At 71.5% G+C, this 14,593-nt stretch carries 15 protein-coding genes; 12 read left to right on the top strand and 3 right to left on the bottom strand.

Features of this window, described 5'->3' with window-relative positions:
• Window positions 1–3: 3 nt before the first annotated feature.
• Entirely contained in the window at window positions 4–813 is an 810-nt protein-coding gene (dapB, locus tag D3P35_RS08615) for a 4-hydroxy-tetrahydrodipicolinate reductase (RefSeq protein WP_118134312.1), read from the bottom strand.
• 134 nt (window positions 814–947) lie between these two features.
• On the opposite strand from dapB, the gene D3P35_RS08610 reads away from it, so the two are divergent.
• Window positions 948–1,289 (top strand): metalloregulator ArsR/SmtB family transcription factor, encoded by a 342-nt coding sequence (locus D3P35_RS08610; protein ID WP_118134311.1) that lies wholly within the window; start codon window positions 948–950, stop codon window positions 1,287–1,289.
• Window positions 1,290–1,918: 629 nt separating this feature from the next.
• On the opposite strand, the gene D3P35_RS08605 is transcribed toward D3P35_RS08610, so the two are convergent.
• Entirely contained in the window at window positions 1,919–3,430 is a 1,512-nt protein-coding gene (locus tag D3P35_RS08605; RefSeq protein ID WP_118134310.1) for a YifB family Mg chelatase-like AAA ATPase, read from the bottom strand.
• Window positions 3,431–3,825: 395 nt separating this feature from the next.
• Between D3P35_RS08605 and D3P35_RS08600 the strand changes: the two genes are divergently transcribed.
• Window positions 3,826–4,713, top strand: coding sequence for a DMT family transporter (locus D3P35_RS08600; RefSeq protein WP_118134309.1), 888 nt, complete (start codon window positions 3,826–3,828; stop codon window positions 4,711–4,713).
• Between the two features lie 154 nt (window positions 4,714–4,867).
• Here the strand turns inward: D3P35_RS08600 and D3P35_RS08595 are convergent, their stop codons facing one another.
• Complete coding sequence (locus D3P35_RS08595) at window positions 4,868–5,503, bottom strand: TetR family transcriptional regulator C-terminal domain-containing protein (RefSeq protein WP_118134308.1); 636 nt, start codon at window positions 5,501–5,503, stop codon at window positions 4,868–4,870.
• 300 nt (window positions 5,504–5,803) lie between these two features.
• Here D3P35_RS08595 and D3P35_RS08590 point away from each other — a divergent pair, with 300 nt between their 5' ends.
• From D3P35_RS08590 to D3P35_RS08545, 10 genes are all read left to right on the top strand, one after another.
• Complete coding sequence (locus tag D3P35_RS08590) at window positions 5,804–6,103, top strand: cupin (protein ID WP_118134307.1); 300 nt, start codon at window positions 5,804–5,806, stop codon at window positions 6,101–6,103.
• A gap of 5 nt (window positions 6,104–6,108) precedes the next feature.
• The gene (locus D3P35_RS08585; protein WP_118134306.1) at window positions 6,109–7,359 is read left to right on the top strand and encodes a Zn-dependent hydrolase; all 1,251 of its coding nucleotides are present in this window, start codon (window positions 6,109–6,111) and stop codon (window positions 7,357–7,359) included.
• Complete coding sequence (locus D3P35_RS08580) at window positions 7,356–8,075, top strand: hypothetical protein (RefSeq protein ID WP_118134305.1); 720 nt, start codon at window positions 7,356–7,358, stop codon at window positions 8,073–8,075. The genes D3P35_RS08585 and D3P35_RS08580 overlap by 4 nt, the downstream gene beginning before the upstream one ends.
• A complete protein-coding gene (locus tag D3P35_RS08575; RefSeq protein ID WP_118134304.1) occupies window positions 8,072–8,854 on the top strand; it encodes a hypothetical protein in 783 nt (260 codons plus the stop codon). Before D3P35_RS08580 ends, D3P35_RS08575 begins: the two co-directional genes overlap by 4 nt.
• A gap of 23 nt (window positions 8,855–8,877) precedes the next feature.
• Window positions 8,878–10,338 carry a dihydropyrimidinase gene (gene hydA, locus D3P35_RS08570; protein ID WP_118134303.1) on the top strand — a complete coding sequence of 487 codons (1,461 nt, stop codon included), beginning with the start codon at window positions 8,878–8,880 and terminating at the stop codon, window positions 10,336–10,338.
• A gap of 120 nt (window positions 10,339–10,458) precedes the next feature.
• The gene (locus tag D3P35_RS08565) at window positions 10,459–11,238 is read left to right on the top strand and encodes an ABC transporter ATP-binding protein (RefSeq protein WP_198670516.1); all 780 of its coding nucleotides are present in this window, start codon (window positions 10,459–10,461) and stop codon (window positions 11,236–11,238) included.
• A 19-nt stretch (window positions 11,239–11,257) separates the two neighbouring features.
• Window positions 11,258–11,488 (top strand): hypothetical protein, encoded by a 231-nt coding sequence (locus D3P35_RS08560; RefSeq protein ID WP_118134302.1) that lies wholly within the window; start codon window positions 11,258–11,260, stop codon window positions 11,486–11,488.
• The gene (locus tag D3P35_RS08555) at window positions 11,485–12,348 is read left to right on the top strand and encodes an ABC transporter permease (RefSeq protein WP_118134301.1); all 864 of its coding nucleotides are present in this window, start codon (window positions 11,485–11,487) and stop codon (window positions 12,346–12,348) included. The genes D3P35_RS08560 and D3P35_RS08555 overlap by 4 nt, the downstream gene beginning before the upstream one ends.
• A gap of 253 nt (window positions 12,349–12,601) precedes the next feature.
• On the top strand, window positions 12,602–13,441 hold the full coding sequence (locus D3P35_RS08550) for an ABC transporter permease (protein WP_118134300.1): 840 nt from the start codon (window positions 12,602–12,604) through the stop codon (window positions 13,439–13,441).
• Between the two features lie 35 nt (window positions 13,442–13,476).
• On the top strand, window positions 13,477–14,460 hold the full coding sequence (locus tag D3P35_RS08545; protein ID WP_118134299.1) for an ABC transporter substrate-binding protein: 984 nt from the start codon (window positions 13,477–13,479) through the stop codon (window positions 14,458–14,460).
• Window positions 14,461–14,593 lie beyond the last annotated feature (133 nt).

The raw sequence follows: 14,593 nt of genomic DNA, 5'->3' as shown, positions 1-14,593 counted from the left end.
GGCTCAGGCGAGGCCGAGCACGTCGATCATCGTGTACTCGCCGGGCTGTTTGTCGAGCCCCCAGAGCGCGGCCTTCACCGCGCCGCGGGCGAAGATCATCCGGTCGGAGGCGATGTGGCGCAGGGCGATGCGCTCGCCCAGCCCCGCGAAGATCACCTCGTGCTCGCCCACCACGTCGCCGCCGCGCAGGGCGGCGAAGCCGATGTCGCCGCGCCGGCGCGCACCGGTCTGCCCGTCGCGCCCGCTGTCGGAGACCTGGCCGAGCTCCACGCCCCGGCCCTCGGCCGCCGCCTCGCCCAGCATCAGCGCGGTGCCGGAGGGGGCGTCGACCTTGTGGCGGTGGTGCATCTCGACGATCTCGATGTCGAAATCCGCGTCCAGCGCCGCGGCGAGCCGCTTCGTGAGCAGCGTGAGCACGTTCACCCCGAGCGACATGTTGCCGGCGCGCACGATGGTGGCGTGGCGCGCGGCGGCGGCGAGGCGCGGCAGCTCGGCCTCCCCGATGCCGGTGGTGCCGATCACGTGCACCGCGCGGGCCTGGGCTGCGAGGGCGGCATGGGCCAGCGTGGCGGTGGGGCTGGTGAAATCGATGGTGGCGCGCGAGCGGGCCAGCACCTCCAGCGGGTCGTCGGAGACGATGAGCCCGCGCGGCGCGCCGCCGAGGCATTCGCCGAGGTCGCGCCCCACCCATTCGTGCCCGGGCCGGGCGGTGACGCCGCAGAGCTCGGCCTCCGGGTGCTCGTCCACCGCGGCCACCAGCATGCGGCCCATGCGGCCGGCCGCGCCGAGAACGGAAATCGGGGTCTTTTGCATCGTCGCCTCCTCGCAATCGCCCTCCCGATAGCACGCCGAGCGGGGCTGTGCGAGGGGCGCGCGCTTGCCCCGCCCCCCCCCGTCCCCCTACATGAAGGGATCAGGCCGGCAATCGCCGGCAGTGGAAGGTCAGCATGCAACAGCTCGCGCCCCCCGCGATCACCGAGGAGGAGATGGCCCGCAGCGCCCGCGAGGCGGCACTGCTGCTGAAGGCGCTGGCCCACGAGGGCCGGCTGATGATCCTGTGCCATCTCGCGGCCGGCGAGAAATCGGTGACCGAGCTGGAGGCCCTGCTCGGCACGCGGCAGGCCGCGGTCTCGCAGCAGCTCGCCCGGCTGCGGCGCGAGGGCATGGTGGCGCATCGCCGCGAGGGCAAGTCGATCCTCTACCGGCTCGAGGACCCCCGCGCCGCCCGGCTCATTCACCTGCTCTACGACATGTACTGCGGCCCCGACCCGAGCGGCGCCCCCGGCTGAACGCCCCTGCCGGGAACGCGGCCACGGGCTCCCCCTGCTGCCGACCGGCATCGGGCGGAGGGGGGCCCGTCGCGGCACCTTCCCCTGCGCCGCGCGCGGGCGCCTCCGGGCCCTGCCGGGGGCATGACGGGGAAGCGGTCCTGGCGCCGAGCGGCGCCCTGCCCGGCAACGCCCCGCGCGCAGGCTCCCTGCCCTTCCCGATGCCCGGCGTCAGGATTGGACCTTGCCGCACATCGTTCCGCCGCGCAGACCGACATCGTGCGCGGACGGGATCCGGCATATCAGTGCCGCCACCCGGGGCGACGCCCGTTTGCGGGCGGGACATGCCGGCAGGTGAGGATCGGCGAGGTCCGGCTCCGACCCGCACCCGGCGTAGGGGCTCACCGCGCGACGGGCCGCCCGGCCCGCACAGGCACCCGACGCACAGGATTTCTCTGAGCAGCGGGCGGGCCGATCCTGGCATCGAGGCGACGCCCGGAAGGCATCGGGGGGCTCTGGCGCCCCCAGGCGCGGTTGAACTGCCGCAAGGAGCCCGGAGGCGGCATTGACTGACCGCAAGCGCGGCACCCGGGAGGAGGGCATCACCCGACAGAAAGCGCGGCCCCGAGGGGCCTGCGCCGGCGCGGCCCTCAGCGCGCGCCGATGGACTGCCGGTAGCTCAGCGCCTCGGCGAGATGGCCGCGGGCGATGCGCTCCTCGCCGGCGAGGTCGGCTATGGTGCGGGCGACGCGCATCACCCGGGTCACGCCGCGGCCGGTGAGATTGAGCTTGTCGGCCGCGAGCTGGAGGAGCGCGCGGGCCGGCTCGGGCAGCTCGGAGACATCCTCGAGGTATTGCGGGCCGGCCTCGGCGTTGCAGCGCGGGCCGGCGGGGCCGTAGCGGGCCACCTGCCGGGCGCGGGCACGGGCCACGCGGCGCGCCACCACGGCGGAAGCTTCGCCAGTGGGGGCTGCAGCCATCTCGGCGATGGAGACCAGCGGCAGGTCGAGCCTGATGTCGATGCGGTCGAGCAGCGGGCCGGAGATACGGGCCTGGTAGTCCCGCGCGCAGTTGGGCGCCCGGCCGCAGGCGCGGGCCGCGTCAGACAGCCAGCCGCAGCGGCAGGGGTTCATCGCGGCCACGAGCTGCACGCGCGCGGGGTAGGTCACGTGCGCGTCGGCGCGCGCCACGGTCACCTCGCCGGTCTCCAGCGGCTGGCGCAGGCTCTCGAGCACGCGGGAGGAGAACTCGGGCAGTTCGTCGAGGAACAGCACCCCGTTGTGCGCCCGGCTCACCTCGCCGGGCAGCGCGCCGCGCCCGCCGCCGGTGAGGGCGGCGTGCGAGGCGCCCGGCGCGGGGTCGCGGAACGGGCGCTGGCGGCTCACCTTGCCGCTGCGCAGGTCGCCCGCGACGGAGGCGATCATGCTCACCTCCAGCGCCTCGCGCGCCGAGAGCGGCGGCAGCAGGCCGGGCAGGCATTTCGCCAGCATCGATTTCCCGGCCCCCGGCGGCCCGACCATGATGAGGTTGTGCCCGCCGGCCGCCGCCACCTCGAGCGCGCGGCGGGCCATCTCGTGGCCCTTCACCTGCGCGAGGTCGACACGGCCGGGCGGTGCGTCTTCCGGCCGGGCGGGCTCGGGCGGGGTGAGCGGCGCCTTGCCGGAAAAATGGTTGAGCAGCGAGAGCAGGCAGGGCGGCGCGAGGATCTCCAGCTCGCCCACCAGCGCGGCCTCCGGCCCGCTCTGCGCCGGGCAGATCAGGCCCTTCTCGAGGCTCGCCGCCGCCACCGCCGCGGGCAGCGCGCCCACCACCGGGTTCAGCCGCGCATCAAGCGTGAGCTCGCCCATCGCCACGTAGCGGGCGCATTCATCGGCCGGGATCACCTCCATCGCCGCGAGCAGGCTGAGCGCGATCGGCAGGTCGAAATGCGAGCCCGCCTTGGGCAGGTCGGCGGGCGCGAGGTTGATCACGATGCGCCGCGAGGGCAGCGAGAGGCCGAGCCCGCTCAGTGCCGCGCGCACCCGCTCCCGGCTCTCGGCCACCGCCTTGTCCGGCAGGCCGACGACCTGAAAGGCCGGCAGCCCGCCGGAGAGCGCGCATTGCACGTCGACCTCGCGCGCCTCGGTGCCTTCGAAGGCCACTGTGTAGGAATGAGCCACCATGGCAGGACTTGGCCGCGATTCAGGTTAACGGGCCCTTAAGGCCGCGGGTGATCGCCGGGCTGGCGCAAGGGCCCGCGCGCCAGCCTGCTCGCCCGCCCCCGCGGCAACCGCAGCAACTCTGCCTCGCCCGGACATGCCTCCGGCGCTTGCACTTGTGCGCCTCCGGTGCATGCAGGTACGCGCCTCCGGCACTTGCAGGTACGCGCCTCCGGCGCTTGCAGGTACGCGCCTCCGGCGCTTGCAGGTACGCGCCTCCGGCGCGATGCCCTGCCCCCCGCCCCCCGCCTGCCACCGGGCGCGCCCGCGCGCCGCGGGGCGGATGGCGCGCGCAGGCTTTGCCTCCGGCGCCACGGCGTGCCAGAAGGGCGGGCAAGACCCTGCTCGAAAGGCTTCCCATGTCCTCACTCCCCCGGGACGCGCTGCGCGGCCACGCGGCGATGCTGATGTTCGCCATGCTCGTCTCCGGCTCGTTCAGCCTCGGCGGCATGGCCGCGCCCTTCATCGACCCCGCCGCGCTGAACGCCATCCGCTTCGCCATCGCCACCGGGGTGATGGGCGGGCTGGCGCTGCGCGCGGGCGCGATGCGGCGCGAGGCCTTCGCCGCTCCCTGGCGGCATCTCATCCTGGGCGGGCTGCTGGGCCTCTACTTCGTGCTGATGTTCCGCGCCCTGCAGATCACCGACCCGGTATCGACCGGCGCGGTCTTCACCCTCACGCCGGTGATGTCGGCCCTCTTCGGCTGGCTGCTGCTGCGCCAGGTCACCACGCCGCTGATGGCGCTGTCGCTGGCGCTTGCGGCGGGCGGCGCGCTCTGGGTGATCTTCCGCGGCGATCTGGACGCGCTGATGCGGCTGGAGATCGGCCGGGGCGAGTGGATCTACTTCATCGGCTGCATCGCGCACGCGCTCTACACGCCGCTGGTGCGCAGGCTGGGGCGGGGCGAGCCGCTGCTGGCCTTCAGCTTCGGCACGCTGGCCGCCGGCGCGCTGCTCATCGGGGCCTATGCGCTGCCGAGCCTCGGAGAGACCGATTTCACCGCCCTGCCCGGCACGGTCTGGGTGGCGATCCTCTACACGGCGGTGTTCACCACAGCCGTGACCTTCTACCTGCTGCAGTTCGCCGCCCTGCGCCTGCCCAGCGCCAAGGTGATGGCCTACACCTACCTGGTGCCCAGCTTCGTGATGGTGTGGGAGGGCGCCCTCGGCCACGGCTGGGTGGCGCCACAGGTGCTGCCCGGCGTGCTGGCCACCGTGGCGGCCCTGCTGGTGCTTATGCGCGCCTGACCCCGAAGGCGGCCCTGCGGGAGATGGGGGGATGGCACCCCCCGCGATCGCCCCACGGCCCGCCGCCGACGGAGGCCGGCTCGGCGCCTCCCGCCGGCGCAGACATGGCACGACCCGGGGCTGCGTGCCCAGGCGCGAGGACAGGCGCCGCCGCTCAGCGCGGCGCGAGGGCGCGCAGGAACAGCGTGTCGAGGAAGGCCTGGGCGCCGTCGATGGCAGCGCCTTCGTCGGCCGAGAGCACAGCCTGCACCTGCACCTGGAAATCGGCGTAATGCTGGGTGGTGGCCCAGATGGCGAAGAGCAGGTGGCGGGGCTCGACCGGCGCCATGCGGCCCTCGGCGATCCAGCCCTCCAGCACCGCGGCCTTCTCCTCCACCAGCTCACGCAGCGTGCCGGTGAGCTCCTCCATGATCAGCGGCGCGCCGCGGATCACCTCGTTGGCGAAGAGCCGCGAGGCGCGCGGGTTCTCCCGCGACATCTCCAGCTTGCGGCGCAGGTAGGCGCGGATCTCGTCGAGCGGCTCGCCCGCGGGGTCGATGCGGCGCAGCGGGTCGAGCCAGCCGTCGAGCGTGGCATCGAGCACCGCGCGGTAGATTTCCTCCTTCGAGCGGAAATAATACAGCAGGTTGGGCTTGGACATTCCCGCTTCCTGGGCAATCCTGTCGATGGTGCTGCCGCGGAACCCCTCGGCGGAAAACACCTCCAGCGCCGCCTCGAGGATTTTCTCCTCGTTCTCGCGCTGGATGCGTGTCTTGGCCCTCACGGCCGGGTCTGGCGCGGATTCAGTCATGCACCTGGTCTCCCCTGCACTCTTTACGGGCAGACTCCGCCAGTTTGACCGCATGGTCAACAATTCCTTGACGCCCCGGGGTGCTGTGATAGCGTTTTTTCCGTCCAACAGCCGGCGGAGCCCCCGTGCGCCGCCCCAGGAGAGAGCCATGGTCGCCCGCAGCCTGCCCAGCCAGACCGCCCCGCGTGCCCCAGGGGCCGCGCGGTCTTCCGCGGCGGCCCGGGCGGTGGCTCCCTCGCGGATGTTCCCGCGCCGCGCGAGCGGCGCCTCCTCCCAGCCAGCCTTCCCGAAGGATACCAGATGACCGACCGCCCGCAGGCCACCCCCACCGTGCTTCTCGACGATGCCGACATGGTCGTCACGCGCTGGGACTTTCCCCCGGGCGGCGAGACCGGCTGGCACGTGCACGGGATGAACTACGTGGTGACCACCATGACCCCCTGCCCGATGCTGGTGGAGGAAGTGGGCGGCGGCACCCGCCAGAACCACAGCCCGGCCGGCCGTGTCTACCGCGGCTGCGAGGGCGCCGAGCACAACGTGATCAACGAGGGAACCGAGCCGATGAGCTTCATCGAGCTCGAACTGAAGAAGAAGGACTGAGAGGCATGACCGCTCCGGGCAAGAACCTCACCGTGAACGCCGACCGCCTGTGGGAGAGCCTCGATGCGATGGCGCAGATCGGCCCCGGCCTGCGCGGCGGCTCCAACCGCCAGACGCTGACCGACGCCGATGCCGAGGGCCGCGCGCTGTTCCAGGCGTGGTGCGAGGCCGCCGGCATGACCATGGGCGTGGACCAGATGGGCACCATGTTCGCCCGCCGCGAGGGCACCGACCCCGAGGCGCTGCCGGTCTACGTGGGCTCGCATCTCGACACCCAGCCCACCGGCGGGCGCTATGACGGCGTGCTCGGCGTGCTCGGCGCGCTGGAGGTGATCCGCTCGCTCAACGACCTCGGCATCCGCACGAAACACCCGATCGTGGTGACGAACTGGACCAACGAGGAAGGCGCGCGCTTCGCGCCTGCCATGCTCGCCTCCGGTGTCTTCGCCGGGCTCCACGCGCAGGACTGGGCCTATGACCGGGTCGACGCCGAGGGCAAGCGCTTCGGCGACGAGCTGGAGCGCATCGGCTGGAAAGGCGAGGAGGAAGTGGGCGCGCGCAAGATGAAGGCCTTCTTCGAGCTGCATATCGAGCAGGGCCCGATCCTGGAGGCCGAGGGCAAGGACATCGGCATCGTCACCCATGGCCAGGGCCTGTGGTGGCTCGAGGTCACCCTCACCGGCAAGGACGCCCACACCGGCTCCACCCCGATGAACATGCGGGTGAACGCGGGCCTCGGCATGGCGCGCATCACCGAGCTCGTCCACACCATCGCGATGGAGGCCCAGCCCGACGCGGTGGGCGCCATCGGCCAGGCGAATGTCTACCCCAACTCGCGCAACGTGATCCCCGGCAAGGCGGTGTTCACGGTGGACTTCCGCTCCCCCGACCAGGGCAAGCTCGACGCCATGCGCGCGCGGCTCGAGGCGGAGGCGCCGAAGATCGCGGCCGAGCTGGGCCTCGGCATCGCCATCGAGCCGGTGGGCCATTTCGACCCCGTGACCTTCGACGAGACCTGCGTCGCCGCCCTGCGCGGCGCGGCCGAGCGGCTGGGCTTCAGCCACCGCGACATGGTCTCGGGCGCGGGCCACGACGCCTGCTGGATCAACCGCGTCGCGCCCACCGCGATGGTGTTCTGCCCCTGCGAGGGCGGTCTTTCCCACAACGAGGACGAGAACATCACCAAGGACTGGGCCGCCGCCGGCGCCAACGTGCTGATGCACGCCGTGGTCGAGACCGCGGAGATCGTGGGGTGAAGCCCGGCCTCGCCGCGCTCCTGCTGCTGGCCGCCTGCGGGGCCGGCCCCGCTGTCTCCCGGCAGGGCGGCTCTGCGCCTGCCGGGGCGGCGGACCAACGTCCCGCCCTCCGGCCAGGGGTGCGGGACGCAGGCGCGGCGATGGCGAACCTGCGCGCGGGGCAGACGGCGGACTACCGGATAGAGGCCGGCGGCGTGGATGCCGTCGGCACTTTGCGCCTCGAGGTTGCGGAGGTCACCGACCGCGAGATCACCCTGCGGTTCTGGCTACTCGACATCCCCGAGGACGAGAATGGTGCCGATGGGCGGATCTGGCCGGATGGCCGTCAGTCCTCGCTGCTGCGCGAGGAAGTGTTCGACCACGAGGGTCACCGGCTGCGCACGCACCAGCCGGAGGGTGACTTCAACCGCCTCTTCAGCCCGCATGATTGCCGTTTCGAAGACCTCGGTTGCGTGACGCAGGCCGAGTTCCGCGATTCCGGCATGCTGGACGCCCAAGCCACCATCGACCCGAAGTGGCGCTTCGCGGAGGGCGTCTGGCACGGGTTCTGGGAAGACGTGGATTTCCGGGGGAACATGAATCCCGATCCGGAGACGGGAGGACTGTTCATCCCTTTCATGGCCGAGGCCGTGTCCTTCTCCGAGGATGGCTTTCCGCTCGACTATGCCGAGAAAACCCGGACTTACGAGCTCGTGATGCGGAGAGAAGGACCATGACCCGCCTGCCCGCCCTCTTTGGCACCGCGCGCGGGGCCCTTGCCGCGCTGCTGCTGCTCGGCGCCTGCGCGCAGGAGGCGCCGCAGGCCCCTGTCGTGCTGCCCGAGGCCCGGCCGGGCGTGAGCGACATTTCCGCCGCCGTCGCGAACCTGCGCGAGGGCCAGCTCGCCAGCTACCGGTTTGCGACCATCGCCCCGGACGGCAGCCTCACCGACCTGGGCCCGGTCTGGCTCGAGGTGATCGGGGGCGGCGATGGCGTCGTCAACCTGCTGGCCTGGAAGGACATCGGGGAGGATCCGGCCTCCGCGCCCGAGGCCGAGCGAGAGGCCCTGCACGCGATCGCGATGCGGATCGGCCGCACCGCCCCTGCAGCGCTCGACGGACATGCCCTACTGGCGTGGTCGGTTTCGACCGTCGACAGCGAGGGACGACTGCTCGCGCTCAGCGACTTCTCCGGCGACCTCGAAATCTACAAGCCGCATGACTGCAGCTTCACCACGGAACCCTGCAGCTCGAAGGCCTCCATGCTCCGGGGCAGGACACCGCTCACGCTCGAGGCCAGCACCACCGGGCGGTTGGAGGGCGGCGTCTGGGCGGGCTTGACCCGCGCCCGCATCTCCGTGGCGCCCTCGGCAAGTGCTCCGGCCGTCAACACCACCCAGCGGCGCTCGGTCTCGGCAGACGGGTTCCCGCTCGACATCATCACCTACACCGACACCGGCGGAACCATCTGGCAGCGCACCGACGCCCCGACCCCGCCGCCAGCAGAGGGCGCGTGAGCCGCGCCGACAGGGAGACACGCATGACCAAAGTCATCAAGAACGGCACCATCGTCACCGCGGACCGCTCGTACAAGGCGGACGTGCTGGTGGACGGCGAGACCATCCGCGAGATCGGGCCCGACCTGAAGGGCGACGAGTACATCGACGCCGAGGGCGCCTATGTCATCCCCGGCGGCATCGACCCGCACACGCATCTCGAGATGCCCTTCATGGGCACCACCGCGGCCGAGACCTTCGAGAGCGGCACCTTCGCCGCGGCCGCCGGCGGCACCACCATGCTGGTGGATTTCTGCCTGCCCGGGCCCGACGGCTCCCTCGTGAACGCGATCAACGACTGGCACCGCAAGTCCGCCCCGCAGATCAGCGTCGACATCGGCTACCACATGGCCGTCACCGGCTGGAACGAGACCATCTTCGCGGAGATGGAGCAGGCGGTGAAGATGGGGGTGAACACCTTCAAGCACTTCATGGCCTACAAGGGCGCGCTGATGGTGGAGGACGACGAGATGTTCGCCTCCTTCAAGCGCTGCGCCGAGCTGGGCGCCCTGCCGCTGGTGCATGCGGAGAACGGCGACATCGTGGCCGCGCTGCAGGAGAAGTACATGGCGGAGGGGCTCACCGGCCCCGAGGGCCACGCCTATTCCCGGCCCCCGGAGGTGGAGGGCGAGGCGACCAACCGCGCCATCATGATCGCCGATGCCGCCGGCGTGCCGCTCTACGTGGTGCACGTGAGCTGCGAGCAGAGCCACGAGGCCATCCGCCGCGCGCGCCAGAAGGGCATGCGGGTGTACGGCGAGCCGCTCATCCAGCATCTCACCCTCGACGAGGGCGAGTATTTCAACCGCGACTGGGACTATGCCGCCCGCCGGGTGATGTCGCCGCCCTTCCGCTCGAAGGACCACCAGCAGAGCCTCTGGGCGGGCCTGCAGTCCGGCTCGCTGCAGGTGGTGGCCACCGACCATTGCGCCTTCACCACCGAGCAGAAGCGCTTCGGGCTCTCTGGCTTCCCCTCGATTCCCAACGGCACCGGCGGCGTGGAGGACCGGCTGGCGGTGCTCTGGACGCAAGGCGTGGAGACCGGGCGGCTCACGCCGGAGGAATTCGTCGCCGTCACCTCCACCAACATCGCCAAGATCCTCAACGTCTACCCGCGCAAGGGCGCGATCGTGGAGGGCGCCGACGCCGATATCGTGGTGTGGGACCCGAAACTCTCGCGCACCATCACCGCGGCGAGCCAGAAATCGATCATCGACTACAACGTCTTCGAGGGGTTCGAGGTGAGCGCGCAGCCGCGCTACACCCTCTCGCGCGGTGACGTGGTCTGGGCACATGGCCAGAACAGCCAGCCGCAGCCGGGCCGGGGCAAGTTCATCCCGCGGCCGCCCTTCCCCTCCGCCCACAAGGCGCTGTCGAAGTGGAAGGAGCTCACCACACCGCGCAAGATCGCGCGCGACCCGCAGAACATCCCCTCGGGCGTCTGACGCCCGGAACCCGGCATCGGGCGTCACGCGCCCGTGCCTGAAGGGGCGGCCCACCGCCCCCTCTGCCCCCCGGGGCCGCGCCCGCGGCCCTGAGCATTCCGCAACCTGCGAGAGACCCGCGTGAGCAGCCAAGTCATCCAGGCCAGGGGCCTCGACCTCACCTTCCGGACCGCCGACGGCCCGGTGCACGCGCTGAAGGACGTGAACCTTTCCGTGCAGCGCGGCGATTTCGTGTCCTTCATCGGGCCCTCGGGCTGCGGCAAGACCACCTTCCTGCGCGTGGTGGCCGACCTCGAGCAGCCCACCGGCGGCGAGATCACCGTGAACGGCATGAGCCCGGCCGAGGCCCGCCGCGCCCGCGCCTATGGCTACGTGTTCCAGGCCGCCGGCCTCTACCCCTGGCGGACCATCGGCGGCAACATCCGCCTGCCGCTGGAGATCATGGGCATCCCGCGCGCCGAGCACGCCGCCCGCGTGGCCCGCGTCCTCGAGCTGGTCGAGCTCACCGGGTTCGAGAAGAAATACCCCTGGCAGCTCTCGGGCGGCATGCAGCAGCGCGCCTCCATCGCGCGCGCGCTCTCCTTCGACGCCGACATCCTGCTGATGGACGAGCCCTTCGGCGCGCTCGACGAGATCGTGCGCGACAAGCTCAACGAGGAGCTGCTCGGCCTGTGGCGCCGCACCGGCAAGACCATCGGCTTCGTCACCCATTCCATCCCCGAGGCGGTGTATCTCTCCACGAAGATCGTGGTGATGTCGCCGCGCCCGGGCCGGATCATCGACGTGATCGAGAGCGACCTGCCGGCCGAGCGCCCGCTCGACATCCGCGAGAGCCCGGAGTTCCTCGCCCTCGCCCGCCGGGTGCGCGACGGGCTGCGCGCGGGGCACGGCTATGACTGAGCGCGCACGGGAGGCGGACATGGCTACCAAGACCGATCTTGTGACATGGGTTGCTCAGGCGCTGACGGAGCTCGGCGGACGCGGAAGCGTAGTCGATGTGGCGAAGATAATCTGGCGCGACCACAGCGAGGACCTGCGTGCCTCCGGTGATCTCTTCTACACTTGGCAATACGACATGCGATGGGCGGCGCAGTCTCTGCGGGACACGGGCCGGGCGACTCGTGACGGGCGAACCTGGGTGCTGCTGTGAAATGCGTCGTCCCCGTGCTCACCGTGCTCGTGGTTTTCGTCGCGCTCTGGTACGCCTTCGCCGTGGTGCTCAACGCCCCCTGGGCGCGCGACCGGGCCGAGCGCGCGGGCACCGAGCTCAGCTTCACCGCGCTCGTGGCCGACACCTGGGCGCAGGAGAAGCCGCTGCTGCCCGCCCCGCACCAGATCGCCGCCGAGGTCTGGCACACCACCGCCGAGATGCGCATCACCTCGAAGCGCAGCCTGGTCTGGCACGCCTGGGTGACGCTCTCGGCCACCTTCGCGGGCTTCGCCATGGGAGCGGCCCTGGGCATCCTGCTCGCGGTGGGCATCGTGCACAGCCGGGTGATGGACCTCTCGGTGATGCCCTGGATCATCGCCTCGCAGACCGTGCCGATCCTCGCCGTGGCGCCGATGATCATCGTGGTGCTCTACAACATCGGCGTGCAGGGGCTGGTGGCGAAGGCGGCGATCTCGGCCTACCTGAGCTTCTTCCCCGTGGTCGTGGGCATGGTGAAGGGGCTGCGCAGCCCCGACCGGATGCAGCTCGACCAGCTCCACACCTGGAGTGCCAGCCGCACCCAGGTGTTCGGCAAGCTGCGCCTGCCCGCCTCCATGCCCTATCTCTTCACCTCGCTGAAGGTGGCGGTGGCCATCGCCCTCGTGGGCGCGATCATCGGCGAGCTGCCCACCGGGGCGCAGGGCGGCTTCGGCTCGCGCATGCTCTCGGGCAGCTACTACGGGCAGACGCTGATCATCTGGTCGGCGCTCGTCGGCGCCGCGGTCTGCGCCGGGGCGCTCGTCGGCCTCATCGGCCTCGTGCAGCGCCTGGTGCTCAAGCGCATGGGGATGGCGACATGACCCCTCGCCACGCCCCCCGCCCGCGCCCCGCTGTCCCGGGCCTGCCCCGGGACCTCGCGGGCACAGAGCGTGCCCTCGCCGCCGCCTCCCGGCGCCGAAGCACCTCCATACCCGCCCCACACTCCGCTGCCCCGGGCCTGCCCCGGGGCCCCGCGGGCACTGGGCGCGCCCTCTGCGCCCGCCCCGACCGCAGGCCCACATCGTCGCGCCGACCCGTCCTCCCGGCACCCCCCTTCCCCACGGAGGCCCCGGCATGAGCGGCATCCTCCTCTTCGCGCTGGCCTTCTGGCTCGCCGCATGGGCGCTCAACGTGGTGCTGGCGCGCCACCCGTCGCGGGCGGTTCGGCTGGTGGTGCCGGTGCTCTTCGGCGCCGCGGTGCTGATGCTCTGGGAGGGGGTGACACGCGGCCTCGGCGTGCCGCCGGTCATCCTGCCGCCGCCCTCGGCCATCTGGGCGGCGCTGATCTCCTCCGGCCCGATGCTCTGGGCCGATTTCGTGCAGACCTTCCTGCGCGCCGCCCTCACCGGCTACGTGCTCGGCTGCGGTGCGGCCTTCCTCTGCGCCATCGCCATCGACCGCTCGCCCTTCCTGCAGCGCGGCCTGCTGCCGCTGGGCAATCTCGCCGCGGCGCTGCCCATCGTCGGGCTCGCGCCCATCATGGTGATGTGGTTCGGCTTCGACTGGCAGTCCAAGGCGGCCGTGGTGGTGGCGATGACCTTCTTCCCCATGCTGGTGAACACGGTGGAGGGGCTGCGCGCCGCCGACCGTATCCAGCACGACCTGATGCGCACCTATGCCGCGAGCTGGTGGCAGACGCTGGTGAAGCTGCGCCTGCCGGCCGCGGCGCCGTTCATCTTCAACGCGCTGAAGATCTGCTCCACCCTGGCGCTGATCGGCGCCATCGTGGCGGAGTTCTTCGGCACGCCCACCGTGGGCATGGGCTTTCGCATTTCCACCGAGGTGGGGCGGCTGGCGCTCGACACGGTCTGGGCCGAAATCGCGGTGGCGGCCTTGGCCGGTTCCGCGTTCTATGGTGTGGTATCGCTCATCGAGAAGGCGGCCACGTTCTGGCACCCGAGCCAGAGGGGATAAGGGCTCCGGGTGCAGATGTTCAACAGGAGAGACACATGAAGAAACTACTGGCAGGCGCGGCCCTCGCGGCCGTCTCCGCCCTCGGCGCCCAGGCCGCCGACGAGGTGACGCTCCAGCTCAAGTGGGTCACCCAGGCCCAGTTCGCCGGCTACTACGTCGCCCTCGACCAGGGCTTCTACGAGGAGGAGGACCTCGACGTCGAGATCAAGCCCGGCGGGCCGGACATCGCCCCCGCCCAGGTGATCGCCGGCGGCGGCGCCGACGTGGTGATCGACTGGATGCCCTCCGCCCTCGCCAGCCGCGAGAAGGGCCTGCCGCTGGTCAACATCGCCCAGCCGTTCAAGAGTTCCGGCATGGAGCTCACCTGCCGCAACGACAGCGGCGTCACCTCACCCGAGGATTTCCCCGGCCAGACCCTGGGCGTGTGGTTCTTCGGCAACGAGTACCCGTTCCTGAGCTGGATGGCCAAGCTCGGCCTCCCGACCGACGGCGGCCCCGAGGGCGTCACCGTGCTCAAGCAGGGCTTCAACGTCGACCCGCTGCTGCAGAAGCAGGCCGCCTGCATCTCCACCATGACCTACAACGAGTACTGGCAGGTGATCGACGCCGGCCTCACCCCGGACGAGCTCACCGTCTTCAAGTACGAGGACCTCGGCGTCGCCACGCTGGAGGACGGGCTCTACGTGATGGAGGACAAGCTCGAGGACCCCGCCTTCGTCGACAAGATGGTCCGCTTCGTGCGCGCCTCGATGAAGGGCTGGAAATGGGCCGAGGAGAACCCGGAGGAGGCCGCCGGCATCGTGCTCGACAATGACGCCACCGGCGCCCAGACCGAGGAGCACCAGGTGCGGATGATGAAGGAGGTCGCCAAGCTCACCGCCGGCTCGAACGGCGCGCTCGACGAGGCCGATTACGAGCGCACGGTGGAAAGCCTGCTCTCCGGCGGCTCCGACCCGGTGATCACGAAGGAGCCCGAGGGCGCCTGGACCCACGCGATCACCGACAAGGCGCTGGACTGACCCCGCGGTCTGCCCCCTGAGCCGCTCTCGCCGGCGGGGGGCAGACACCGCGCCGGCTTGCGCCCGGGCCCCGGCTCTTCCGCCCCCGGGGCCCGGCGCGAGCCCCGGCCGCGGCGCTGCCGCCGCGCGGCAC

Source organism: Oceanicella sp. SM1341 (genome assembly GCF_003448965.1).
Classification (GTDB): Bacteria; Pseudomonadota; Alphaproteobacteria; order Rhodobacterales; family Rhodobacteraceae; genus Paroceanicella.
This window is presented reverse-complemented; position numbering and strand designations above follow the sequence as displayed.